The 23149-nt window shown below is 68.0% G+C and carries 21 protein-coding genes and 1 pseudogene; 10 read left to right on the top strand and 12 right to left on the bottom strand.

What is annotated here, in order from left to right; genetic code table 11:
• Positions 1 to 44: 44 nt before the first annotated feature.
• The 4 genes from MAY35_RS06040 to MAY35_RS06055 all read right to left on the bottom strand — a co-directional run bounded on the left by MAY35_RS06040 (position 45) and on the right by MAY35_RS06055 (position 4016).
• Positions 45 to 1439: a VWA domain-containing protein gene (locus tag MAY35_RS06040; protein ID WP_238419957.1), complete on the bottom strand. Its 1395-nt coding sequence runs from the start codon at positions 1437 to 1439 to the stop codon at positions 45 to 47.
• A complete protein-coding gene (locus tag MAY35_RS06045; RefSeq protein ID WP_238419959.1) occupies positions 1439 to 2353 on the bottom strand; it encodes a MoxR family ATPase in 915 nt (304 codons plus the stop codon). The genes MAY35_RS06040 and MAY35_RS06045 overlap by 1 nt, the downstream gene beginning before the upstream one ends.
• Complete coding sequence (locus MAY35_RS06050) at positions 2353 to 3648, bottom strand: glutamate-5-semialdehyde dehydrogenase (RefSeq protein ID WP_238419960.1); 1296 nt, start codon at positions 3646 to 3648, stop codon at positions 2353 to 2355. Before MAY35_RS06050 ends, MAY35_RS06045 begins: the two co-directional genes overlap by 1 nt.
• Before the next feature lie 101 nt (positions 3649 to 3749).
• Positions 3750 to 4016, bottom strand: a complete 267-nt coding sequence (locus tag MAY35_RS06055; protein ID WP_238420169.1) for a metal-sensitive transcriptional regulator — start codon at positions 4014 to 4016, stop codon at positions 3750 to 3752.
• 160 nt (positions 4017 to 4176) lie between these two features.
• Between MAY35_RS06055 and MAY35_RS06060 the strand changes: the two are divergent.
• The 3 genes and pseudogenes from MAY35_RS06060 (at position 4177) to MAY35_RS06070 (ending at position 7467) form a co-directional block, all read left to right on the top strand.
• Positions 4177 to 6337, top strand: a pseudogene (locus MAY35_RS06060) (MMPL family transporter).
• A 57-nt stretch (positions 6338 to 6394) separates the two neighbouring features.
• Positions 6395 to 6799, top strand: coding sequence for a DUF302 domain-containing protein (locus MAY35_RS06065; RefSeq protein WP_238419961.1), 405 nt, complete (start codon positions 6395 to 6397; stop codon positions 6797 to 6799).
• 62 nt (positions 6800 to 6861) lie between these two features.
• Positions 6862 to 7467, top strand: a complete 606-nt coding sequence (locus MAY35_RS06070) for a hypothetical protein (protein WP_238419962.1) — start codon at positions 6862 to 6864, stop codon at positions 7465 to 7467.
• A gap of 26 nt (positions 7468 to 7493) precedes the next feature.
• Here MAY35_RS06070 and MAY35_RS06075 read toward each other — a convergent pair whose 3' ends face one another.
• From MAY35_RS06075 to MAY35_RS06085, 3 genes are all read right to left on the bottom strand, one after another.
• Positions 7494 to 8282, bottom strand: coding sequence for an HNH endonuclease family protein (locus tag MAY35_RS06075; protein WP_238419963.1), 789 nt, complete (start codon positions 8280 to 8282; stop codon positions 7494 to 7496).
• 62 nt (positions 8283 to 8344) lie between these two features.
• A complete protein-coding gene (recG, locus tag MAY35_RS06080) occupies positions 8345 to 10591 on the bottom strand; it encodes an ATP-dependent DNA helicase RecG (protein ID WP_238419964.1) in 2247 nt (748 codons plus the stop codon).
• Positions 10588 to 12237 (bottom strand): DAK2 domain-containing protein, encoded by a 1650-nt coding sequence (locus MAY35_RS06085; RefSeq protein ID WP_374237926.1) that lies wholly within the window; start codon positions 12235 to 12237, stop codon positions 10588 to 10590. The genes recG and MAY35_RS06085 overlap by 4 nt, the downstream gene beginning before the upstream one ends.
• A gap of 282 nt (positions 12238 to 12519) precedes the next feature.
• Here MAY35_RS06085 and rpmB point away from each other — a divergent pair, with 282 nt between their 5' ends.
• Both rpmB and MAY35_RS06095 read left to right on the top strand, forming a co-directional pair.
• Complete coding sequence (rpmB, locus tag MAY35_RS06090; protein WP_004023092.1) at positions 12520 to 12711, top strand: 50S ribosomal protein L28; 192 nt, start codon at positions 12520 to 12522, stop codon at positions 12709 to 12711.
• 109 nt (positions 12712 to 12820) lie between these two features.
• Positions 12821 to 13654, top strand: coding sequence for an enoyl-CoA hydratase/isomerase family protein (locus MAY35_RS06095; RefSeq protein WP_238419966.1), 834 nt, complete (start codon positions 12821 to 12823; stop codon positions 13652 to 13654).
• 62 nt (positions 13655 to 13716) lie between these two features.
• On the opposite strand, the gene MAY35_RS06100 is transcribed toward MAY35_RS06095, so the two are convergent.
• From MAY35_RS06100 to thiL, 3 genes are read right to left on the bottom strand one after another with little or no spacing between them, the layout of a single operon-like run.
• Positions 13717 to 14400: a uracil-DNA glycosylase gene (locus MAY35_RS06100; protein ID WP_238419967.1), complete on the bottom strand. Its 684-nt coding sequence runs from the start codon at positions 14398 to 14400 to the stop codon at positions 13717 to 13719.
• Between the two features lie 39 nt (positions 14401 to 14439).
• Positions 14440 to 14964 (bottom strand): gamma carbonic anhydrase family protein, encoded by a 525-nt coding sequence (locus MAY35_RS06105; RefSeq protein ID WP_238419968.1) that lies wholly within the window; start codon positions 14962 to 14964, stop codon positions 14440 to 14442.
• A 9-nt stretch (positions 14965 to 14973) separates the two neighbouring features.
• Entirely contained in the window at positions 14974 to 16014 is a 1041-nt protein-coding gene (gene thiL, locus MAY35_RS06110; RefSeq protein ID WP_238419969.1) for a thiamine-phosphate kinase, read from the bottom strand.
• Positions 16015 to 16115: 101 nt separating this feature from the next.
• Here thiL and MAY35_RS06115 point away from each other — a divergent pair, with 101 nt between their 5' ends.
• Positions 16116 to 16361 carry an Lrp/AsnC ligand binding domain-containing protein gene (locus MAY35_RS06115; protein ID WP_238419970.1) on the top strand — a complete coding sequence of 82 codons (246 nt, stop codon included), beginning with the start codon at positions 16116 to 16118 and terminating at the stop codon, positions 16359 to 16361.
• A gap of 84 nt (positions 16362 to 16445) precedes the next feature.
• Complete coding sequence (locus MAY35_RS06120) at positions 16446 to 17063, top strand: DUF3515 domain-containing protein (protein WP_238419971.1); 618 nt, start codon at positions 16446 to 16448, stop codon at positions 17061 to 17063.
• A 28-nt stretch (positions 17064 to 17091) separates the two neighbouring features.
• On the opposite strand, the gene MAY35_RS06125 is transcribed toward MAY35_RS06120, so the two are convergent.
• Positions 17092 to 18099, bottom strand: a complete 1008-nt coding sequence (locus tag MAY35_RS06125; RefSeq protein WP_238419972.1) for an NAD(P)H-dependent glycerol-3-phosphate dehydrogenase — start codon at positions 18097 to 18099, stop codon at positions 17092 to 17094.
• A gap of 138 nt (positions 18100 to 18237) precedes the next feature.
• Between MAY35_RS06125 and cofC the strand changes: the two genes are divergently transcribed.
• The 3 genes from cofC to MAY35_RS06140 all read left to right on the top strand — a co-directional run bounded on the left by cofC (position 18238) and on the right by MAY35_RS06140 (position 22256).
• Positions 18238 to 19023 (top strand): 2-phospho-L-lactate guanylyltransferase, encoded by a 786-nt coding sequence (cofC, locus tag MAY35_RS06130; RefSeq protein WP_238419973.1) that lies wholly within the window; start codon positions 18238 to 18240, stop codon positions 19021 to 19023.
• A gap of 71 nt (positions 19024 to 19094) precedes the next feature.
• Positions 19095 to 21293 (top strand): RNA degradosome polyphosphate kinase, encoded by a 2199-nt coding sequence (locus tag MAY35_RS06135; protein ID WP_238419974.1) that lies wholly within the window; start codon positions 19095 to 19097, stop codon positions 21291 to 21293.
• 42 nt (positions 21294 to 21335) lie between these two features.
• Positions 21336 to 22256, top strand: a complete 921-nt coding sequence (locus tag MAY35_RS06140) for an NUDIX hydrolase (protein ID WP_238419975.1) — start codon at positions 21336 to 21338, stop codon at positions 22254 to 22256.
• Between the two features lie 101 nt (positions 22257 to 22357).
• Here MAY35_RS06140 and MAY35_RS06145 read toward each other — a convergent pair whose 3' ends face one another.
• Entirely contained in the window at positions 22358 to 22993 is a 636-nt protein-coding gene (locus MAY35_RS06145) for an HU family DNA-binding protein (protein WP_238419976.1), read from the bottom strand.
• Between the last annotated feature and the right edge of the window lie 156 nt (positions 22994 to 23149).

Genomic DNA, 23149 nt, shown 5'->3' on the forward strand with positions numbered 1-23149 from the left:
GGTCAGTCTACGCGTCGATCACCTGCTCAGACTCGGCGCGGGGATCAGATCGGCAGCAGGTCGGCGATGACGGTGCCGAGCTGGCCGGCGTTGCGGCACTCGAACATGTCGATGACCTCCGCGTAATCGGTGGCGATCGAGTCGCCCGTCCCCCAGTGCTGCTCGGCCTCCGGGTTGAGCCAGTAGGCATGGCGCGCGCGCTGCACCAGCTCGCGCAGGGCGTCGGCGTGCGGGTCGTGATAGTTGTTGCGGGCATCCCCGAGAACGAGCAGCGCACCCCGGTGGGTCAGTGAGTCGCCGTAGTCACTGACGAAGCCCGCGAGCATGTTTCCGTAGTCCGAATGTCCGTCGCGCGTCGATATCCGTGCGGTGGAGATCATGTGGTGCATCGCCGCGCCGAAGTCCTCCTCACCGTGGTCGAAGAAGTCGGTCACCTCGTCGACGGTGTCGACGAACGCGAAGACACGGACCTTCGAGAACTGCTGGCGCAGCGCGTACACCAATCGCAGCGTGAACTGGCTGAACCCCGCGACGGATCCGGACACGTCGCAGATGATGGTCAGCTCGGGACGGCCGGGCCGCGGTTTGCGATGACTGAGTTCGATGGGCACACCACCGGTCGACATCGACGCCCGCAGTGTCTTGCGGACGTCGACCGCACCGCGGTGGGCGCGGCGTCGTCGCGTCTCGAGTTTCGCGGCGAGCAAGCGGGCCAGCGGCTCGATTGTCTTGCGGATCTCCACCTGCTCTTTGGCACCTGCCGACAGGAAGTTCACTTTCTCCGGCAGGGGCGGAACGGCGTAGGCACCGACCTTGTCCCGGCCGTTGCGGTCGGCCATGCGCCGCTGCGTCTCCCGCTCGATCGCCGCGCGCAGATCGTCGGCCCTCTTGCGCGCCGCCTGGCGGTACATCGGCTCGGTGCCGGCCCGTGACCCCTCGTCACCCTCGCCGCCCGCCATCGCCGCCGCGATCTTCGCGATCAACGTCTGCGGGCTGACCGCCGACAGTGCCTGGTAGGCCGAGAACGCCTCGCCCTTGGTGGACCCGTATCGACCGAGTTCGTCGACGATCATCGCGATCGCCTGGTCGAGCCGCCCGTCGTTGGCGGCCGAATCGTCGGCGAGGAGCTCGGCGAGCAACTCCCGAACCGCCTCCACATCGAGTGCGCCGTCTTCGTCGCGCGGGAGATCCTCGGTGACCGTGCGCATTCCGGCGCCGATCGGGAACCACAGGTCGAAGACCCGATCGAACACACCCCGGTGCGCATGGTCGACGAGAAGCGTCGTGGCCAGCCCCTCACGGAGTCGCGGACGTTCCAGCAGGTCGAGAACCTCCATCGCGCTCGCGGCGTCGATGAGCCCCGACGGCCCCACCACGATCCCGCGGCGACGCAACTCGTCGACGAATTCGGTGAGGTGCGCGACGAGCGGAGCCGTCATCAGCCCAGCTTGAGTTCTTTGAGTGCCGTCTTCAGATCTGGCCGGTGCTTGAGCACCACGCCCAGGGTCCGCGCGATCAGCCCGTCGTCGAGGCCCCCGCCCTTCGCGGTCGCCTTCTCCCCCGCACCCAGCGCGAGCAGCGTGTTGGCCCAGTCGATGGTCTCGGCCACAGACGGTTTCTTACGGATGTCGAGCGTGCGCAGGACTCCGACGATGCGTACCAGCTCGGCGCTGAGCGATTCCGACAGATTCGGGACCCGCGACGCGAGGATCTGCTTCTCCCGCTCGGCATCAGGGAAGTCGATGTAGAGATACAGACAGCGCCGCTTGAGCGCCTCGGACAGTTCACGCGTGGCGTTGGAGGTCAGCAGCACGATCGGGCGTCGTTGCGCGGCAACGGTTCCCATCTCCGGAATGGTGATGGCGAAATCGCTGAGCACCTCCAGCAGCAGGCCCTCCACGTCGACGTCGGCCTTGTCGACCTCGTCGATGAGCAGCACCGTGGCGCCCTCGCGGGAGATCGCCTTCAACAACGGTCGTGGCAGCAGGAACTCGTCGGAGAAGATGTCGGTCTTCGCCTCGTCCCACGCACGGGTGCCGGTGGCCTGGATGTGCAGGATCTGCTTGGCGTGATTCCACTCGTAGAGGGCCCGCGCCTCGTCGATGCCCTCGTAACACTGCAGCCGGATGAGCTCGGCGTCCGTCGCCGCCGCGATCGAACGGGCCAACTCGGTCTTGCCGACGCCGGCGGGCCCCTCCACCAGCAGCGGCTTGCCGAGACGGTCGGCGAGGAAGGTCGACGTCGCGGTGGCATCGTCGGCGAGGTATCCCGTGTCGCGCAACCGCGTGACGACGTCGTCGACGGCGGTGAACGACGGCACCACCGCGGGCCCGGCGCCCGTGTACTCCGCCATCAGGCCGGCCGCACGTGGCCGTTGCCCCAGACCACCCATTTGGTCGAGGTCAGCTCGGGCAGGCCCATCGGACCGCGAGCATGGAGTTTCTGGGTGGAGATGCCGATCTCGGCGCCGAAACCGAACTGCTCCCCATCGGTGAACGCGGTCGACGCGTTGACCATCACCGCTGCGGCGTCGACCCGGCGGGTGAACTCGTCGGCGGCCGACAGGTCGGTGGTGATGATGGCCTCGGTGTGCCCGGTCCCGTAGGTGTCGATGTGGGCGACGGCGGCGTCGAGGTCGTCGACGACCTTCATGGCGATGTCCATGGACAGATACTCCGTCGACCAGTCGTCCTCGGTCGCCGGTTCCATGCCCGGTTCGTCACCGTGGATCACCACGCCCTGGGTCTGCAGAACGGACGTGATCCGCGGCAGCGCCTCGGCGGCGACGGCCTTGTCGATCAGGACCGTCTCCGCGGTGTTGCACACGCTCGGCCTGCGGGTCTTGGAGTTGAGAATGACGCGCGCCGCGACGTCGAGATCTGCGCCCGCATGAACGTAGACGTGGCAGTTGCCGACGCCGGTTTCGATGGTCGGAACCGTCGCGTTCGACACGACGGCCGCGATCAGGCCGGCACCGCCACGAGGAATGACCACATCGACGAGTCCACGCGCCCGGATGAGCGCGGTGACACTCGACCGGTCGTCACTCGGCAGCAGGGACACCGCATCTGCGGTGACGCCCTTCGACGACAGCGTCTCGCGCAGCACGCGCACCAGTTCGGCATTGGAGGACGCCGCGGACGAGGAGCCTCTCAGCAGCACCGCGTTGCCGGATTTGAACGCGATCCCGAAAGCGTCGACGGTCACGTTGGGGCGTGCCTCGTACACGATGCCGACGACGCCGAGCGGCACCCGCAGCTGGCGCAGCTGCAGGCCGTTGGGAAGTGTCTTGCCGGAGACGACCACACCGATCGGATCGGGAAGCACCGCGACCTGGCGCAGACCGTCGGCGATGCCGGCCACCCGCGCCTCGTCGAGGCGCAGCCGGTCGAGCAGGCTCGCCTCGAAGTCTGCATCCTCGGCACGCGCGATGTCGTCTGCATTGGCGGCGAGGATGGACTCCGTCGCGGCCTCGATGGCGTCGGCCGCGGCGAGTAGCACCTCGTTCTTCCCCGCGGTCGTCAGTCCACCGAGCGAACGGGACGCGGACTTCGCCGCCCTGGCGAGTCCGAGGACCACCTTCTCGGCGTCGGACTTCTCGGTGCCGGAGCTGCCCGTGACGGACTGCTCTGCGGTGGGTGCGCTCATCAACATCCTCGACTTCGCGGTGGTTCCGGAACGAGACGCCCCGGACAAGTGCCGTTCTCAGAGTAGCGCCGCGGCCGGAACATCCCGACAGCGGAACTCCGTTACGCCAGCGCCAGGAACAGCTTCTCGAGCTCCGCCTCGGTCAGCGGCGGCTGCTCACCGTCAACGGCCGAGAGACATTGCCGCATTCCCGAGGCGACGATCTTGAACCCGGCCCGGTCGAGTGCCCGCGACACCGCGGCGAGCTGGGTGACCACGTCTTTGCAGTCCCGCCCGGCCTCGATCATCGCGATCACACCGGCGAGCTGGCCCTGAGCACGCCTGAGACGATTCAGGACCGCGCTCATCGCCTCGTCACCCACGGCCATCTGCGGCCTCTCGACGTCGGTCATCACAACTCTCTTCCGTTCCGGCAGAACGGCCCGGGTAGCCGATCGTGCGCTGTCTTGACGAACAATACCCCCATGGGTATGTTGGCGCCATATCCGATACCCCCCTGGGTATACCGGAGATGACGAGAGGAAGGCCATGACGCCGACATCGGCCCTGCCCGAAGACGAGGCAGCACAAGACACATCCCGCAAGGCGGCCGGAGCACTCGGCCGCTGGGGCGCGACGATGGCCGGTCGAGCCCGCTGGGTGTTCGGCGCGTGGTTGATCGCCCTGGTGGTCCTGGGGGCAGCCGCGCCGTCGGTGTTCTCATCTCTCGCGGGTGCCGGCTGGCAGGCGAACGGATCGGAATCGGTCCAGGTTCGCGAGCTCGCCCAGGAACACTTCGGCGGACAATCCTCGGCTGCGGTTCAGGTCGTCGTCCACAGCGACAGCAACGAGATCGACAGCCCCGAGGTCCGATCGGTCGTCGCCCGGATCACCGACATCGCGGCCTCCGATGACCGCTTCGCGGGCGTCGTCCCACCACAACCCGGGCTGTCGATCAGCCCCGACGGGCACACCGGGATCGTGCTTCTGGGCGCGGCCGCCGACACCGACGAGATGGTCCGTGCCGTCGACGCACACAAGAACGCGCTCACCGGTCTGTCCGGAAACGGGGTGGAGGTCTACCCGACCGGCGCATCGGCGTTGTGGAGCGACTTCAACAAGGCCAACCACGACGCGATGATCAAGGCCGAGCTGTTCTCCTGGCCGGTCACCTTGTCGATCATGGTGCTGGCCTTCGGATCGCTCGTCGCCGCCGGTCTGCCCCTGCTGCTGACCATCGCGGGTCTCGTCGCCTCCGCGGGCGGGCTGGTCTTGTTGAACCAGGTCACGCCCATCTCGGTGTGGGCGATGAACTTCGCGATGATGTTCGCCCTCGCGCTGGGTATCGACTACGCGCTGTTCATCGTGTCGCGGTTCCGCGACGCGATCCGCGAGCACGGCGAGGACATGCGCGCCGCCGTCGCGGAGACCATGGACACCGCGGGCAAAGCTGTGCTTCTCTCAGGCCTCACGGTTCTGGTCAGTCTGTCGGCCGTGCTGCTCGTCCCCGCGCCCGCGGTACGGACGATGGCGGTGGGCATCATGCTCGCGGTGGCCTTCGTCCTGGCTGCGACCCTGACGTTGCTGCCGGCCGCACTGGGCAGGCTCGGCGACCGGGTCAACGCAGTGTCCATGCCGTACGCCCGACGTCAGCGGCACCGTTCGCCGCTGTTCGCGCGGTGGGGCGGGTTCGTGCACCGTCACCCCTGGACCGTCTCGGCCGGGTCCCTCGCGGTGCTCGTCGCGCTTGCCATCCCCGTCGTCGGCCTGAAGGTCGCGATGCCCTCGATCGAGGTCATCCCGGCCGACGCCCCCGTCCGCCAGGGGTACGAGCTCGTGCAAGCGCAGATGGGTGAGGGCGCCCCCGGCATGCTGCAGATCATCGCGCCCGCCGAGGTGGCCCAACAGACCGCCACGATCGCGGCGGGATCTCCGGGCATCGAGATGGTGACTCCCCCGATGCCTGCCATGGACGGCTCGGACCACGTTGTCCTGCAGGCACTTCCGTCCGTGGACCCGTCCGACGGTCGAATGAGCACGATCGTCGACGATCTACGTGAGGCGTTGCCCGAGCAGGCCCTCGTCGGCGGTGCCGCCACCGAGAACCTCGACCTGCAGCAGGCCCTGAACGACTACTTCCCCGTGATCGTCACGGTCATCCTCGTCCTGGGCTTCCTGTTGCTCCTGGTGTCGTTGCAGGCTCCGCTGATCGCCCTCATCGGCACCGTGGTGAGCCTGCTGTCGACGGCGGCCGCGTTCGGCGTCGCCAAGCTGATCTTCCAGGATGGTCACCTCGCCGACCTGCTGGGCTTCACACCCCAGGGCTTTCTCGACGGCTGGGGACCCGTCTTCTTCTTCGCGATGATCTTCGCCATCGCGATGGACTACACCGTGTTCCTGCTGGCCACCGCCAAAGAACACTTCGAACGGTCCGACGATCCGGCGACCGCCCAGATCGACGGGATGGCGCACTCCGGACGCATCATCTTCGCCGCGGCCGCGGTCATGGTGGCGGTGTTCTTCACTTTCGCTCTCCGAACCGCTTCCGCCGAAGGAGATGGGGATCATCCTGGGCGTCGCGGTGCTGCTCGACGCCGTCCTGATCCGCCTCACGCTGCTGCCGGCCCTCCTCCGGATCACCGGCCGCGCCGCGTGGTGGGCGCCGAACTGGCTGCATCGAGTACTGCCCTCCATCAGCTTCTCGCATTGAAAGCACCCGAAACGGGTACACCACCGATCCACCGGGTCGGAAAGAAAGGAAACAGCAATGTCACTCGCACTGGCCACCACCTTGCCGGTCCCGTTCGACGAGGCCGTCGAGCGCACCCGCGCCGCACTTGCCGACCAGGGGTTCGGCGTCCTCACCGAGATCGACGTCACCGCGACGCTCAAGGCAAAACTCGACGAGGACATGGAGCCCTATCTGATCCTCGGCGCCTGCAACCCGCCGTTGGCACACCGGGCGCTCGGCGTCGCACGTCAGATCGGACTGTTGTTGCCCTGCAACGTGGTCGTCCGGTCGGACCCGGAGAGGCCGGACATCACGATCGTCGAAGCGATGAATCCCGATCTCATGGTCCAGGTCTCGGGAGAACAGGACCTCGAACCTGTGGCACGCGACGCCGCGGAGAAATTGCGCGCTGCCATCGACTCGCTCTCGACCCAGTCCTGACACCCCGGTCCGGACCACCTCAGTAACGACCAAGCGTCCCCTTCGACATCGCAGGAGTTCTCATGACACGCTTCGACTTCTACTTCGACCCGGTGTGCCCGTTCGCCTGGGCGGCATCGCGATGGCTGACCGATCAGGCCGGCCGGCACGGTGCACACGTCGACTGGCGACTGATGAGTCTGGCGATCCTGAACGAGGACCAGGAGCCCGGGTCGGACGAGCAGCGCCGTCGACTCGAGACCTCTCGTCAGCTCGGACGCGTGTTCGTGGCCGCTGTCGACGAGCACGGGCACGAGGCGATCGAAGCCCTGTATGCCGCTCTCGGACAACGGTTCCATCACGCCGGCGAGGAGATGACACCCGAGGTGGTGTCGCAGATCCTCGTGGGCGTCGGGCTCCCCGCCGGTCTGTCGCGCGCGATGCACGACGAGTCCCATGACGAAGCGCTGCGCGCGGCGCATCGACGAAGCCAGGATGCGCTGGGCGAGCCCGGCGGAAGTCCGATCACCGGCATCGACGGCGTCCACTTCTTCGGGCCGGTGTTGTCCGACGTCCCCGGCGGCGACGAGGCCGAAGCCCTGTTCTCCGCTCTGGTGACCCTTGCGGGGACGTCGAGCTTCTCGCAGTTCAAGCGACCGGCCGGCGGGCCGCCGACGTTCACGGACTGACCCGCGGCCACGGCAGGCATCGCGCCTCAGCCCGTGTCCCGTAACGCCTCTCCGAGCGTCTCGGCGGACGCGGCATCGAGCATCACGCCGTACGCCGCGGCGACGGTGACGAACTGGATCGCGTACTGACACCAGAACCCGCGCTCGGGCGGCATCCACCGAGCGGGTTCGGTGTCGCTCTTGGCCTGATTCGATTCCCCGTCCACCGCAACAAGGTTGGCCGGATCGTTCGCGAAGTCCTGCCGCTTGTCGGGCGGCCACGACCACGCACCCATGTCCCACGCATAGGCGAGGGGCACGATGTGGTCGATCTGGACGGCCGATGCTGCACGATCCCGCCGGAACACGACGAACTCACCGGTGTACGGGCTTCGTAGCTCGCCGGCCAGCACCCCTCGCGGGCAATCGGCCACGGGCCCGGCGCGGACCTCGTCGAGGTCGCGGGTCAGTACATCGTTGCGGGTGTCACACCCGTTTCGGCCACCGGCGACGGTCACCGCGTCGGTCCATGCGCTCCCGAAAGCGCTGCGCTCGTAATCATCCCGATGGGCCCGGGTGGCGGACACCGGTATCGCCTCGAGTTCTGCGAGTACCCGTTCGGCCATCGCCCGAACACGCGGGTCGACATCGGGACCGGCCCCCAACCAGTCCACCCCGGCCGCCACCGCCACGACGGTGATGACTGCTGCGACGAGCACCGCCCACCGACGCGGGGGCCAGGACGGGTGAGCCCGTGGAGTCCACAGCATCCAACGCACCCGCATACACAGACGCCGCAGCGACGGTGGACGCAACCGGAGTTCACCCGACACCATGCATTCTCAGACGCAGGCGGGGTGCATCCGGTTCCGGCGACACGCCGCGGCGCCGGCCGCGCTCAGGACTTGTCGAGATAGGCGATCTTGTGCGGCACCAGGATTCCGTCGACGAGGTCGGCGAGCGGTCGGTGCTCCAGCAGGGTGATGTCGTCGCTGACCACCGTCTCGGCGAGCGCACGCGCATCCTCGATGACCTCGACGTCCTCGAGCAGCGAGAGGAAACGCAGGGACGTGTTGACACCGGATTGCAGCGAACCGAGCAGGTCCCCCTCGCGTCGCTGTTCGAGGTCCACTCGTGCGAGCTCGAATCCGTCGTTGGAGCCTGCGACGGCCCGCAGACGTTCCATCGACGGTGACATGTCCCGGGCGCCCGTCATCAGCAGACACAGTCCTGCGTGCCGTCCGCGGCCCACACGGCCGCGCAGCTGATGCAACTGGCTCACGCCGAACCGATCCGCGTCGACGATGACCATCGTGGTCGCGTTGGGGACGTCCACACCGACCTCGATCACCGTCGTCGACACCAGGACATCGATCTCCCCGCGCCCGAATTCGTCCATGATCGCGTTCTTCTCGTCGGCAGGTAACCGACCGTGCAGCATCTCCACCCGCCGGTGGGCGAACGGACCCCCCGCGAGGATCTCGTACTGCTCCAGAACAGACGTGGTGCGCGGGGCCTTCTCCTCGTCAGCGCCGGGCTCGGGTTCGGGGCCGTCGCCGATCCGCGAGCACACGACATACACCTGACGGCCCGCGTCGATCTCCTCGTTGGCCCGCGACCACACCCGATCGACCCATGAGTGTTTGCTCGTGGGCACCACGGAGGTCGTGATCGGCTGGCGGCCGCGCGGCAGCTCACGCAGAACCGAGGTCTCGAGATCGCCGAAGGCCGTCATCGCGACCGTCCGCGGGATCGGCGTCGCGGTCATGACCAGGAAATGCGGCACTCGTCCGTCGCGGCCCTTGCCCCGCAGCACGTCTCGCTGTTCCACACCGAACCGGTGCTGTTCGTCGATGACGACCAACCCGAGGTCGAAGAACTCCACCTTGTCCTCGAGGAGCGCGTGGGTGCCGATCACGATGCCGGCCTGACCGGTCACCACATCGAGGAGAGTCTGCCGCCGCCCCTTGGTCTTCATCGAACCGGTCAGCAGCGCGATCCGGGTCGCCCCCTCGGCGGCGGTGAGCTCACCCGCCTCGGCGAGATTCCCCAGCATGGTCTTCATGGTCCGATAATGCTGGGCGGCAAGCACTTCCGTGGGTGCCAGAATCGCGCACTGGAAACCGTTGTCGACGACGCGCAGCATCGCCAGCAGCGAGACGAGGGTCTTGCCCGACCCCACCTCACCCTGCAGCAACCGCGACATCGGTTGCGCGCGAGCCAGATCTTGGGCGAGTTCCTCCCCCACCTGGAGCTGACCGTCGGTCAGCGTGAACGGAAGACCCTCGCGCAGGGCGTCCTCGAGTCGCCCGGGAACACGCGGGCACGGCGGCGCCGAGTCACTGCGCCCGGCCAATCGGCGCTGGGCGAGCACGGTCTGGATGGCCAGCGCCTCGTCGAACTTCAGCCGATGGGAAGCGATCTTGACGTCGTCCTCGGAATCGGGCAGGTGGATCTTGCGGATCGCCTCGTCGGTGGTGACGAGGCCGCGCTCGCGCCGCTCGGAGTCGGTGAGCGCATCGGGGATCGGGGCACTTTCGCTCAGCACCCGACGGACCGCACCGAGGATGTCCCACGTCTGGATGTTCTTGTTGGCCGGGTACATCGGCAGGATGTCACGGTCGAACATCGTGACCAGCGGATGGTCGCCGTGCCCGCCGGTCACCTGCTCCTCGATCGCGTACATCTCGGTCAGCATCTTCGACCCGACGACGTCCTCGATCTCGGGGTCACCGTCGGGCAGGATCATCCACTCCGGATGCGACAACTGGATCTGGTCGCGGAAATACTTGACCGCCCCGGCCATCATCACCCGCGTCCCGGGACGGAGCAGGCCCTTGATCCGGTACGCATTGAAGAAACTGGCCTCGTACACCTCGTTGTCGTCGGAGATCTTGACCTTCAGGAACGACCCGTTGCGGCTCTTCATCCGGATGAGATCCGACTTCGTGATCCGTCCGACGATGGTCAGCCACTCGCCGGCCTCCGGCCGCTCCTGATCGGCCACGTGACCGCGCCGGATGTACCGGCGGGGCGTGTACCGGAGCAGTTCGCCGACGGTGTGGACACCGACGGTGGCCAACTGCTCGGCCGGCTTCTCACCGAGAACGTCGACGAGCGAGTCCGACGCGGTCAGGCCGGTCACTCCACACCCACCTGGACCAGGTCACTGCGTTGTCCGGTGCGGTACACCGCCAGCTCGATGCCGGGGTAGCTGCGTCGCATCTGCTCGGCGACCGCCTCGAGAGCCGAGTCGTCCACGTCGACACCCGCGAGCACGGTCACCAGTTCGCCGCCGGTGGAGAGCATCAGGTCGACCAGGGCGGTGAACGCCGACGTCTGGTCCGGTGCCACGACGAGGACGTCGTCGCCGATGAGCCCCAGCACGTCACCGACCTCACACATCCCCGCGAGCGTCATCATCTTGGTGCCCGCCGTCTGCAACGAACCCCATCGCGCGCCCGCTGCGGCCTCCGCCATCGCGTACGCGTCGACGTCGGGCGTCTCGCCGGGGTCGTGCACGGCGAGAGCCGCCAGGCACTGGGCCATGGAGGACGTCGGCAGCATCAGCACCGACCGTCGGGTGGACCGCACCTCGGTCGCGACCGTCACGAGGTCCTGGGAGGTCAGTGCGCCGTTGGCCATGACGACGACGTGCGCGCTGTCGGTCTCCCGGATCGCCTGCCCGAGTTCGGACGCCGACAGACCGTCGTCGGCCCGCAACACGACGGCCCCGGCCTCCCCGAACAGCTCGGCGGCGCCGTCGCCGGACACCACCGCCACCACCGCACGCTTGTGACGGGGCGGCGGCTCCGTCGAATCCGGTTGCGCGCGAATGGCGTCCAGGGCGAAACAACTGATGCGGATGTCCGAGAGCCGTCCGAGACCGGCGCCGGCCTCCACCGCCGCTCCCGGCTCGCAGGTGTGCACGTGCACCGAGAACCGTTCGCCCTCACCGCTGGAGCTGTCGCCGACGATGACGACCGCGTCCCCGAGGTCGTCGAGCTTCTTGCGCAACTCGGCGATCTGCTCGCCGGCCGCGCCGTCGAGGAGATACATGACCTCGAAATCCTGCTCGCTGTCCTCCAGACAACTCTCGTCCGGCCCGTGACCCAGCGTCGTGCTGTCGGTGAGTATGCCGCGGTAGCGGCGACGGCGATGGGACACGCCGGTGATCACCTGGACCATCGCGTCGACGACCGCCAGGAACCCGCGGCCGCCGGCGTCCACGACCCCGGCGCTGGCGAGTACCGACAGCTGTTCCGGCGTGCGTTCGAGGGCTTCGGCACAGTCGTCGGCGACTGCGCGTACCAGGTCGGCCGCCGACTCGGACTCGTGTGCCGCCGCGGACTCCGCCGCCACTCGCACGAGGGTGAGCACGGTGCCCTCGCGCGGTTCGCTCACCGCGCGCGTCGCCGCGAGCGAACCGAGCCGCAGACCCAGGGTCGACAGTTCGGCGAAGGTCAGGGCCGGGGTGTCGCCGAGGATCTCGGCGCCGTCGGCGAGCCCCACGAGCACCTGCGAGAGGATGATCCCCGAGTTGCCGCGCGCCTGCGCCACGGCGCCGTCGGCCATCGCCCGCGCGACCTCGGGCAGTGATGCATCCGGCGCTGTCGCCTCGGCGGCCTCGGCCGCCGCCCGCATGGTGAAGAGCATGTTGCTGCCGGTGTCGGAATCGGGGATCGGGAAGACGTTGAGGTCGTTGATCTCGCCGCGCAGCGCCTCGAGCTGCTCGACCGACGCGCGAGCCCAGTCGCGCAGCAGTTGCGGATTGACGGTGCGGGCGATCACACGGTGGCTCTTTCTCGCTCTGACGTGCCGCGCGACGGGCATGGGGACCGCGGGCTACGGGACCGGCTGGTGAGGATGTGTGCAAGGCTACTCGGGGTGTCCGACCGATCCGCACGACGCGAGCGGGTCCCCCGGCGGGACGGGCCGGATTTGGTCACGTCAGCCGGACCTGGTTATCCTTGCAGGGTTGCCTTTCGCCTCAGCGTGCACACCTTCCGGTGGTGCCGATCGATCCGAGAGGCTGACCACCAGACCATAATCATCTATCAAGGGAGTTCGACGATGGCTGCCGTCTGCGACATTTGCGGCAAGGGCCCGGGCTTCGGCAAGTCGGTGTCTCACTCACACCGACGTACCAACCGCCGCTGGAACCCGAACATCCAGTCCGTTCGCGTGGAGGTCGCCCCGGGCAACCGCAAGCGTAAGAACGTCTGCACTTCCTGCCTGAAGGCCGGCAAGACCGCAGCTGTCTGATCCCGTCACCCGCGAGCGGGTGAGGTGTTCGGAGAGCAAGAGACCCGATGCCACGAGCGAAAGCTCCCCGGCATCGGGTCTTTGACGTGTGCGGGATAGGGTTTCGCGCATGGCCTCTTCGAATTCCGTTGCTTCCTCCGCTGCTCCCGACACAGCCCCCGACGCCGCGCTCGTGACCGAGATCAACGGCGTCCTCACCATCGCGGTGTCGACCGCGGGCGCGGGCAATTCGCTCGACGATGCAGGGGTCGCCGCGGGCGCACAGGCTCTGCGCGAGGTGGCTCGAGGGAGCCGGAACGTGGGTGCCGTCCTGCTCACCGGTCTGGGCAAGAATTTCTGCGCGGGCGGCAACGTGCGGGCCTTCGCCGGCGCGGACGACCGGCCGACCTACCTCCGCGAGATCGCCGACAACTTCCACCAGCTCGTCAGCGCCCTGTACGAGGCCGACCGCCCTGTCGTCGTGGCCGCGAAGGGATGGGCGGCCGGCGCCGGCATGTCTCTCGTCTTGCACGCCGACGTCGCCATCGGCAGCGCCTCGACCAGATTGCGACCCGCGTACCGCGGCATCGGACTCACCCCCGACGGCGGATTGACCTGGACCCTGCCCCGGGCAGTCGGCGCGGCCCGCGCGAAACAGATCATCCTCACCGATCGGATCATCTCCGCCGACGAAGCCCTCCAGTGGGGGTTGCTGTCCGAGATCGTCGCCGATGACGACGTGGATTCAGCCGCCCTCGCCGTCGCAGAGACGATCGCGTCCGGCCCCCGTCATGCCGATGCGGCGACGAAACACCTGCTGTCGGTCTCTGCGGACAACTCACTCCTCGAGCAACTGACCCTCGAAGCCCGGTCCATCTCCGAGCGCGCCGGGCTGCCGGAGGGCATCGAGGGTGTCGACGCATTCGTCGGCAAACGTGCCGCGGACTTCACCCGCGGGCGGTAGCCCTTCGAGACGCTCGCGAGCTCGCTCCTCAGGAAACACCGGAGACGCTCGCGAGCCCGGTCTCAGGGCAGACGCCAGTCCACCGGGTCCGCGCCGAGATCCATGAGTTCTTCGTTGGCCCGGCTGAACGGTTTCGACCCGAAGAAGCCTCTCGACGCCGACAACGGTGACGGGTGGGCCGACACGATCGTCGGCACATCCGGCAACCACTTCTCCAGGCTCGCGGCGTCCCGGCCCCACAGGATGGCGACGAGAGGTTCGTCGCGGGCGACGAGTGCTTTGATCGCGCACTCGGTCACCTCCTCCCAGCCCTTTCCGCGGTGCGATGCGGGCTCCCCCGGGGCGACCGTCAGGACCCGGTTCAGCAGCAGGACCCCGTTGTCGGCCCACGGTGTCAGATCCCCGGTGCTCGGCATCGGATATCCCAGGTCCGAGCAGTACTCCGTATAGATGTTGGTCAGCGACCTCGGGATCGGCCGCACCTCGGGGGCGACCGAGAAGCTCAGCCCCACGGCGTGTCCGGGCGTGGGGTACGGATCCTGGCCGACGATGAGGACCCGGACGTCGTCCAACGGCCGGGTGAACGCGCGCAAGATGTGTTGCCCACCAGGAAGATAACGCCGCCCCTGCGCGACCTCGTCCCGCAGGAAGCGGCCCATCTCGGTGATGACCGGCTCCACCGGCGCCAAGGCCTCCGCCCACCCCGGGTCGATCAGTTCGGCAAGTGGTTTCGGTGACGCCGTCATCGGTCCTCCTCCGTCACTGGTTCTTTCCCGTCGTCGCCCTCATCCGTCCAGTCGCCTCAGGGCGGTGCGGAAGTGCTGGGCGTTCTGGTAATACATCTCGCAGTTCAGTTCGGTGTGCCCGTCCGGGACCTCGTAACCCTCACGCAGACGGGCCGGGACACCGAGCGCCATGCGACGCGGGGGTACGTCGAACTTGAAGGGGACGACCGCTCCGGCACCGACGATCGCGCCGTCACCGATCGTCGAACCGTTGAGGACCACCGAGCCCGAGGCGATCAGACATTCGTCGCCGATGGTCGCGCCTTCGATGTGGGCGTTGTGCCCGACCACGCATCGTTCACCGATGACGGTCGGGTCGAAGACCGTGCAGTGCACGACCGTCCCGTCCTGGATGTTGGTGCGCGCACCTATCGTGATGGTCCCGTAGTCGGCGCGCAGCACCGCCCCGGGCCAGACCGAGACACCGTCACCGAGCGTGACGGCCCCGATCACCACCGCGTCCGGATGCACGTAGGTGTTCTCGCCCAGGACGGGCTCTCGATCATCGAGTGCGTAAATCGCCATAGGGCGACTCTAGCCACCGGACGGGTCGGCAAAGGACTGCCACCCGTGTAGATCCGGTCCCCCCGGTTCGCCGACCCGCCGCCCGTCGACCCACACCTCCGGCGCGGTGGACGAGACTTCGCCCACCTCGCCGATGACCGTCCACCCGCCAGGGACCGAAGCCGGGTCGAACGCGGCGAGCAGGTGATGGTCCTCCCCTCCGGCGAGCACCCACCGATCGACGGTGACCCCGAGTTCGCGAGCCACCCCGGACAGATCGGGCCGCCGGGGCACGTCGTCGGCGCGGACGCTCATCACGAGACCCGCGGCGCGCGACATCGTGATCAACTCCTCGACCAGCCCGTCGGAGATGTCGGTCATGGCGTGCGCGCCCGCCGCCGCAGCGATCGGCCCCTGAGTCAGGTCGGGAGACGGAACGCGATGCAAGGCAACGACATCCGTCCAGGCGGAGGCGTCGACGCGCTTGTCGGACAGCACCGCCAGGCCGGCCGCACCGGCACCCAGCGGACCGCTCACCGCCAGCGCGTCGCCGGTCCGCGCTCCGCCCAGCGACACCGGTCGCCGGCCCTCGAGGGCGCCGACGGCGGTCACGCTCACCACCACCTGGCCGGCCGCGACGAGATCGCCGCCCAGCACCCGTGCTCCGAGTGCGTGCGCGGCGTCGACCACACCGTCGTTCAGGTCGAGGACCACCCCCACCGGCGTCGACGCGGGACACGCGATCGAGACGACGAGACCCGTTGTGCGCCCGCCCATCGCGGCCACGTCGGCAGCGCTCTGCACGACGGCGCGGGCCCCGATCTGCCGAGGCGTCGACCAGTCGAACCGGAAGTGTCGCCCCTCGACGACGGTGTCGGTGCTGATCACCGCCGACCCGCCGATGTCGAGAACCGCTGCGTCGTCGCCGGATCCGATGACGATGTCGTCGGCGGGCTCCCCCGACGTCGCGGCAGCGGTCAGCGCCGCGATCACCGCCCGTTCACCGATCTCCCCGACCGTGTCCGTACGCACGATCCCGCCTCGCGAACCGCCTGCGTCGTCGGAGGTCACCTGTCCGGCCTGCCTTTCTCTCCGGTCGCGCACGTACGGGGTTGTCGGTGACAATGTGTGCCACAGTGTATTGGGCCGGCGATGTGGCTCAGACGGAGAGGATGTCCGTGGTTCAGGCATACATACTGATCCAGACCGAGGTCGGCAGGGCGGCGCTGGCAGCGGCGACCATCGCCGAGATCTCGGGCGTCGCATCGTCCGAGGAGGTCAGCGGGCCCTACGACGTGATCGTCCGCGTGGACGCCGCCGACGCGAAGCACCTGACCGAGGGCGTGGTCCCGCAGATCCAGAAGGTCGACGGCATCACCCGCACCCTCACCTGCCCGGTCGTCACCTCCACACGGTGACCGGGGACACCCGGTCGGCCCGCCGCCGCCCGCACACCCGGTCCCGCTGCACGCCCCCGGGCGCATGACTCCTACTGTGGTCCTGTGACGTCAGCAGGTTCGGATGACACTCCGCAGGACCCGGTGGACGACCCGACGGTCGGCGACCTCCCCGACGACGACACGGCGAGCGCCGGTCGCTACGGGAGCGGCGGTCGGCTCAGTCCGGCACTCGTAGCGACACTCGTGGCCATCCCGGTCATGGTCCTCGCCGGTTTCATCGTGTTCGCGGCACTGCGCCCCGACCCGGTGAATCCCATCGAGTCCTACGATTCCGCCGCAACCGTTCCGGAGGCGTGCGCGAAACTCCTCGCCGAGGCGCCCGAGCAGTTCGAGGGATTCGGGACGAAGGAGATCTCCGAGGACCGGGCCACCTGGCCGGCCGCCGAATCCGGCGACGACATGACGCTGCGCTGCGGCGTCACCCGCCCGGGAGAGCTGTCCCCGACGAGCAACCTGCAGGAGATCCACGCCGCGGGTCAGCAAGGCGTCCAATGGTTCATCACCGACACCGTCGACGGCTCGGGCCAGGCATACGTGTGCGTCGACCACCGGCCCTACGTCGCCATGTGGGTGCCGTCGAATGCCGGCAACGGACCCATCACCGACATCTCCGGACTGATCGACCGGACGCTCGAACGCGGCCCGCTCGACTTCGGCTAGCCGGCGGCACGCCCGCGCGCCGGGACGTTCAATCCCGGTAGATCTCCGGCTTGGTGCTGCGTCCCAGAAGCGAGTTGACGGCGTCGGCGACGGACATGCCGTCATGGCACACCTGATGCACCGCGTCGGTCAACGGCATCGGCACCTGGTGCTTCTCGGCCAGCGCCCGCACCGATGAGCACGACTTCACGCCCTCGGCGACCTGACCGTTGGTGGCCTGCTGGGCCTCGGCCATCGTCGCCCCCTCGCCCAGACGCGCGCCGAAGCTCCGGTTGCGCGACAGCGGTGACGAGCAGGTGGCGACGAGGTCCCCGATCCCGGCCAGCCCGGCGAGGGTCTCGATCTGCGCGCCCACCGCCACGCCGAGCCGGATCGTCTCGGCGAGTCCGCGGGTGATGATGGTGGCGAGCGTGTTCTGACCGAATCCGACCCCGCTGGCCATCCCGCACGCGAGTGCGATGACGTTCTTGGCCGAGCCGCCGATCTCGCAGCCGATCACGTCGGTGTTGGTGTACGGACGGAAGTATCGCGTGCTGAACGCACTCTGCAGCGCCTCCGCCCGCGACTCGTCGGTGCATGCGATCACCGTCGCGGCCGGTTGGCCCTCGGCCACCTCTCGCGCCAGGTTCGGTCCGGTCAGCACCGCGATGCGATCGTCCTCGACACCGGTCACCTCGGCGATGACCTCACTCATCCGCAACAGCGAATTCGATTCGATGCCCTTGGCCAGCGACACCAGCGACGCATCCGACCCGATGTAGGGCGTCCACTGGGTCAGGTTCGGCCGCAACGACTGCGAGGGCACGCCACACACCACGATGTCGGCACCCATGAGCGCATCGACCGCCGACGCCGTCGCGGACAATCCGTCGGGCAGCGTGATGTCCGGGAGATAGTCGGGATTGACGTGCCGACTGTTGATCGCATCGGCCAACTCGGGGCGGCGCGCCCAGATCACCGTGTCGGTACCCGCATCGACGAGGACCTTCGCCACCGAGGTTCCCCAGGAACCTGCTCCCATCACCGCCGCGCGCACCGCAACCTCCTGTCGGGGACACTTCGCATCCACTCGGACGGCCCCTCGGATCGACCGACCCTGCTCACCCTAGTGCCCCGCGGCGTCGACCGACCCGGAATGTCACCCACCATCACCCGGTGCTCCATGATGGTCTGCATGGAACACGGTTCGGTCGACGTGAACGTCGACTCGGCGGACGTCGGACAGACCGACGTCGATGCTGTGGACGCCGATGCTGTCGAAGCCGCTTCCGTCGAGGACCAGTCGGCCGCTTCGACGGTCGCGGCCGTGCTGGCGGTGAAGAGTCTGCATCGGGCCAAATCCCGCCTCGCGGCGACGCTGTCCACGGTCCCGGCGGGTGACGACCCGACCACGCACGGGTCACTCGTCCTCGGCATGTTCCTCGACACGATCGAGGCCCTCCGCGGCGCAGGAGTCGTACGCGTCGTCGTGGTCTCCCCCGACGACGAGGTTCTCGCCGCGGCTCGGCGTGCGGGGATGCAGGGTCTCCGGGAATCGCCGGTCTCGGGCTCCGCCACCGCGGGATTGAACGCCGCATTCGCCGACGGTGCGCGCTGGGCGCGCCAGACGTGGCCGGATTCGAGCCGACTCATGTTCGTTCAGGCCGATCTCCCCGCCGCCACGAGTCGCTCCGTCGGTGAGGTCGTCCGGGCGGCTCGAGTTCACCCGTCGAGTTTCCTCAGCGACCGCGACGGGACCGGGACGGTTATCCTCCACGGCTCGACCGACGACGCGGGTGCGGTGCCGCGGTTCGGTCCCGCATCCGCGGCGGCGCACCGGGCCGCCGGCGCCGTCGAGCTCGACCCGGCCCGTCACCGGTGGGCCGACCTGCGCACCGACGTCGACACCGCGGCCGATCTCGCCGTGGCCCGCGGGCTCGGACTCGGTCGACACACCACCGAAGCGCTCCGCAACCTCTGATCGCGACGCGTCCCGGCCCGGTCGACCGTCGGCCGTGTACGTCACCGACGGTGATACGTCATGATTGACAGGTGAGCCCAGCCGACGACACCGCTTCGCAGACCGCGATGGTCACCACCACACCGATCCCCAATGCGCCGCCGGCCGCCACCCTGGTGCCCGACGAATCGGCGGACCTTCCCGAGGACCGCTACCTCAACCGCGAATTGAGCTGGCTGGACTTCAACTCGCGCGTGCTGGCCCTGGCCGAGGACACGTCCTTGCCGCTGCTCGACCGGGCGAAGTTCCTCGCCATCTTCGCCTCCAACCTCGACGAGTTCTTCATGGTCCGGGTGGCGGGTCTGAAACGACGTGACGAGACCGGGTTGTCGGTGCGGTCCGCGGACGGGTTGTCCCCACGCGAGCAGCTGATGCGGATCGCCGGACGCACGCAGACCATCGCGGACCGTCACGCTCGCGTCTTCCTCGATTCGGTCCGTCCGGCACTGGCGGCCAACGACATCTACGTCGTGTCGTGGTCGGAGCTCACCGACGATCAGAAGGCCCGGATGGTGGGCTACTTCCAGGACGAGGTCTTCCCCGTCCTGACACCGCTCGCGGTGGACCCGGCCCATCCGTTCCCGTACATCAGCGGTCTGTCCCTGAATCTCGCCGTCACCGTCCGGGACGTCAACGAGAGCGGTGAGCACTTCGCGCGGGTCAAGGTCCCCGACAACGTGAATCGCTTCATCCGCGTCGATCGACTCGCCCCGCACCGTGGCCCGGACGACGACAAGCACAGCAAGCGCGCGGTGTTCCTGCCGATGGAGAGCCTCATCGCGGCCAATCTCGGCAACCTGTTCCCGGGGATGGAAATCGTTGAGCATCATGCTTTCCGGATCACCCGCAACGCCGATTTCGAGGTCGAGGAGGATCGCGACGAGGACCTGCTGCAGGCACTCGAGCGCGAGCTGGCGCGGCGTAGGTTCGGTTCCCCGGTGCGCCTCGAGGTGGCCGATGACATGAGCGAGCACATGCTCGAACTGTTGCTGCGCGAGCTCGAGGTCAACCCGGCCGACGTCATCCAGGTGCCCGGACTGCTCGACCTGTCATCGCTTTTCGAGATCTACGCACTCGACCGCCCGCATCTGAAGGACCGGCCGTTCGTACCGGCGACCCACCCCGCGTTCGGCGAGCGTGAGACGCCGAAGAGCGTCTTCTCCACGCTGCGCGACGGCGACGTCCTCGTGCACCACCCGTACGACTCGTTCTCGACGAGCGTGCAGCGGTTCATCGAACAGGCCGCGGCCGATCCACAGGTGCTGGCGATCAAGCAGACCCTGTACCGCACCTCCGGTGACTCCCCGATCGTCAACGCGCTCATCGACGCCGCGGAGGCCGGCAAACAGGTCGTCGCGCTCGTGGAGATCAAGGCACGGTTCGACGAGCAGGCGAACATCAAGTGGGCGCGCAAACTCGAGCAGGCGGGCGTCCACGTCGTCTACGGTCTCGTCGGCCTCAAGACCCACTGCAAGACGTGTCTGGTGGTGCGCCGCGAGGGCTCGACGATCAAACGGTACTGCCACATCGGCACCGGCAACTACAATCCCAAGACCGCACGACTCTACGAGGACGTGGGCTTGTTGACCGCCGCGCCCGACGTCGGTGCCGACCTCACCGATCTGTTCAACACGTTGACCGGATACTCGCGAAAGAAGGAGTATCGCAACATTCTCGTTGCGCCCCATGGCATTCGCGCGGGCATCATCAAGCGGATCCAGCGGGAGATCGAACTGTTCCGCGAGGGTGACGCCCGGGCGCGGGTGCGGCTCAAGGCCAACGCGCTCGTCGACGAACAGGTCATCGACGCGTTGTACCGGGCCTCCCAGAGCGGTGTCCCGGTCGACGTCGTCGTGCGCGGGATCAGTGCCCTGCGACCGGGTATGGAAGGTGTCAGCGACAACATCCATGTCCGTTCCATCCTCGGACAGTTCCTGGAGCATTCCCGGGTCCTGCATTTCGGGGCGCAGAACGAGTACTGGATCGGCAGCGCGGACATGATGCACCGCAACCTCGATCGACGTGTCGAGGTCATGGTCAATGTGCGCGACGAACGACTCGCCGGAGAGCTCAGCGACATCTTCGCCTCCGCGCTCGATCCGCGAACCCGTTGCTGGGTCCTGCACTCCGACGGCAGCTGGATCGCCTCCCCCGCCGAGGGCGAGGAGGTCCGCGACCACCAGCGGCAGATGATGCGCCGCAATCGTCGTCGGCCGGAGACCAATTCGTGACCGGCACCGAGACGTAACCTTGCGCATCTACCATCGCTGACGATGTCGAAGAAGAAAGAGACCACTGTATGGGCCGCCGGCGGCGTCGTCTGGCGGCCGGGAGCGTCGGGTTCCACCGACATCGACGATGTCGAGATCGCGCTCGTCCACCGTCCGCGCTATGACGACTGGACGTTGCCGAAAGGCAAGGCCGAGCCGGGTGAGACCCTCGTCGACACCGCGGTTCGTGAGATCGCCGAGGAGACCGGTCAGCGCGTCGTCCTCGGTCGACACCTCGACGACGTCCACTACGATCTGGGCAGCACGCGCAAGCACGTGCGCTACTGGTCGGCTCGCGCCCTGGGCGGGGAGTTCGCCGCCGATCACGAGGTCGACGACCTCCGGTGGATGTCGACGAGCAAGGCGCACAAGGCGTTGAGCTATCCCCTCGATCGCGCGATCCTTGAGGAGTTCACCCGCCTCCCCGCGGATCTGCACACCTTGCTGCTGGTGCGGCATGCGAAAGCAGGCCGGCGTTCCACCTACAAGGGAGACGACCGCGAGCGCCCTCTCGACAAACTCGGCCGCGCCCAGGCCGACGCGCTGGTTCCGCTGCTGGTGGCCTTCGGTGCGGCGCGGGTCCACGCCGCCGACCGCGTGCGATGCGAGCAAACCCTCGAACCGCTCCAGCACCGGCTGGGCGTCAACATGCACAGCGAGCCCGCCCTGTCCGAGGAGTCGTACAAGGCGGATCCGTCGGCGGCACAACAACGGATCCGCGAACTCGCCTCCGAGGGTTCGGCAACACTCGCGGTCTGTAGTCAGGGCAAGGTGATTCCGCCGCTGATGGACTGGTGGGCCGACCACGACGGGATCACTCTGCCGAAGGTCTCGACCCGCAAGGGCAGCGTGTGGGTCCTGTCCCTGCACGACGGCCGACTGGTTGCCGCCGACCACATCCCGGGCCCGCTGCCGACCGCCTGACCCTGTTCTGTGAGGCCACAAGGGTCCGGACACAATTCAACCCCCGGCGGGGGAAGTACGCCGGGGGTTGAACTGTGGCTGTTACCGCTGGGACCCGAGGGTCAGCGACGAGTGGTCTTCTTGGCCGCGGTCTTCTTCGCGGTGGTCTTCTTGGCCGGGGCCTTCTTCGCCGCGGTGGTGGTCTTCTTGGCCGCGGTGGTCTTCTTGGCCGGCGTCGACTTCTTCGCCGCCGTCGTCTTCTTCGCCGCGGTGGTCTTGGCCGGAGCCTTCTTCGCCGCCGTGGTGGTCTTCTTCGCCGCGGTGGTCTTGGCCGGAGCCTTCTTCGCCGCCGTGGTGGTCTTCTTGGCCGCGGTGGTCTTCTTGGCCGGCGTCGACTTCTTCGCCGCCGTCGTCTTCTTGGCCGCGGTGGTGGTGGTTCCGCTTCCGCGCTTCACGGCCGGGCCGGTGGCGGCGAGCTTCTGCTTGCCGGCGACGACAGCCTTGAACTGAGCACCCGGGCGGAACGCGGGAACCGAGGTCGCGCGGACCTTGACGGTCTCGCCGGTGCGCGGGTTGCGGGCGACGCGCGGTGCGCGCTTCCGCTTTTCGAAGACGCCGAATCCGGTGATCGTGACGCTCTCGCCCTTGTTGACCGCGCGCACGATCGTGTCGACTACGAGCTCGACGGCTTCAGTCGCAGTCTTGCGATCCGCGTCGAGCTTCTTGGTCAGCTCATCGATGAGCTCCGCCTTGTTCATGAGAGTACCTCCGCAAGCTGATCTGACCGAGTTTCGGCCAGCTACCAACACACGGTAAACGTCGGATGTGAAAACGTCCATCTTCCACGCCAATTAAGACGCCGTGTTGCGAAATCGCATGGCAGCTCACGACGGAGGGCGCACCGCCGGGAACAC

It is taken from the genome of Gordonia sp. 'Campus' (genome assembly GCF_022206305.1).
Classification (GTDB): Bacteria; Actinomycetota; Actinomycetes; order Mycobacteriales; family Mycobacteriaceae; genus Gordonia.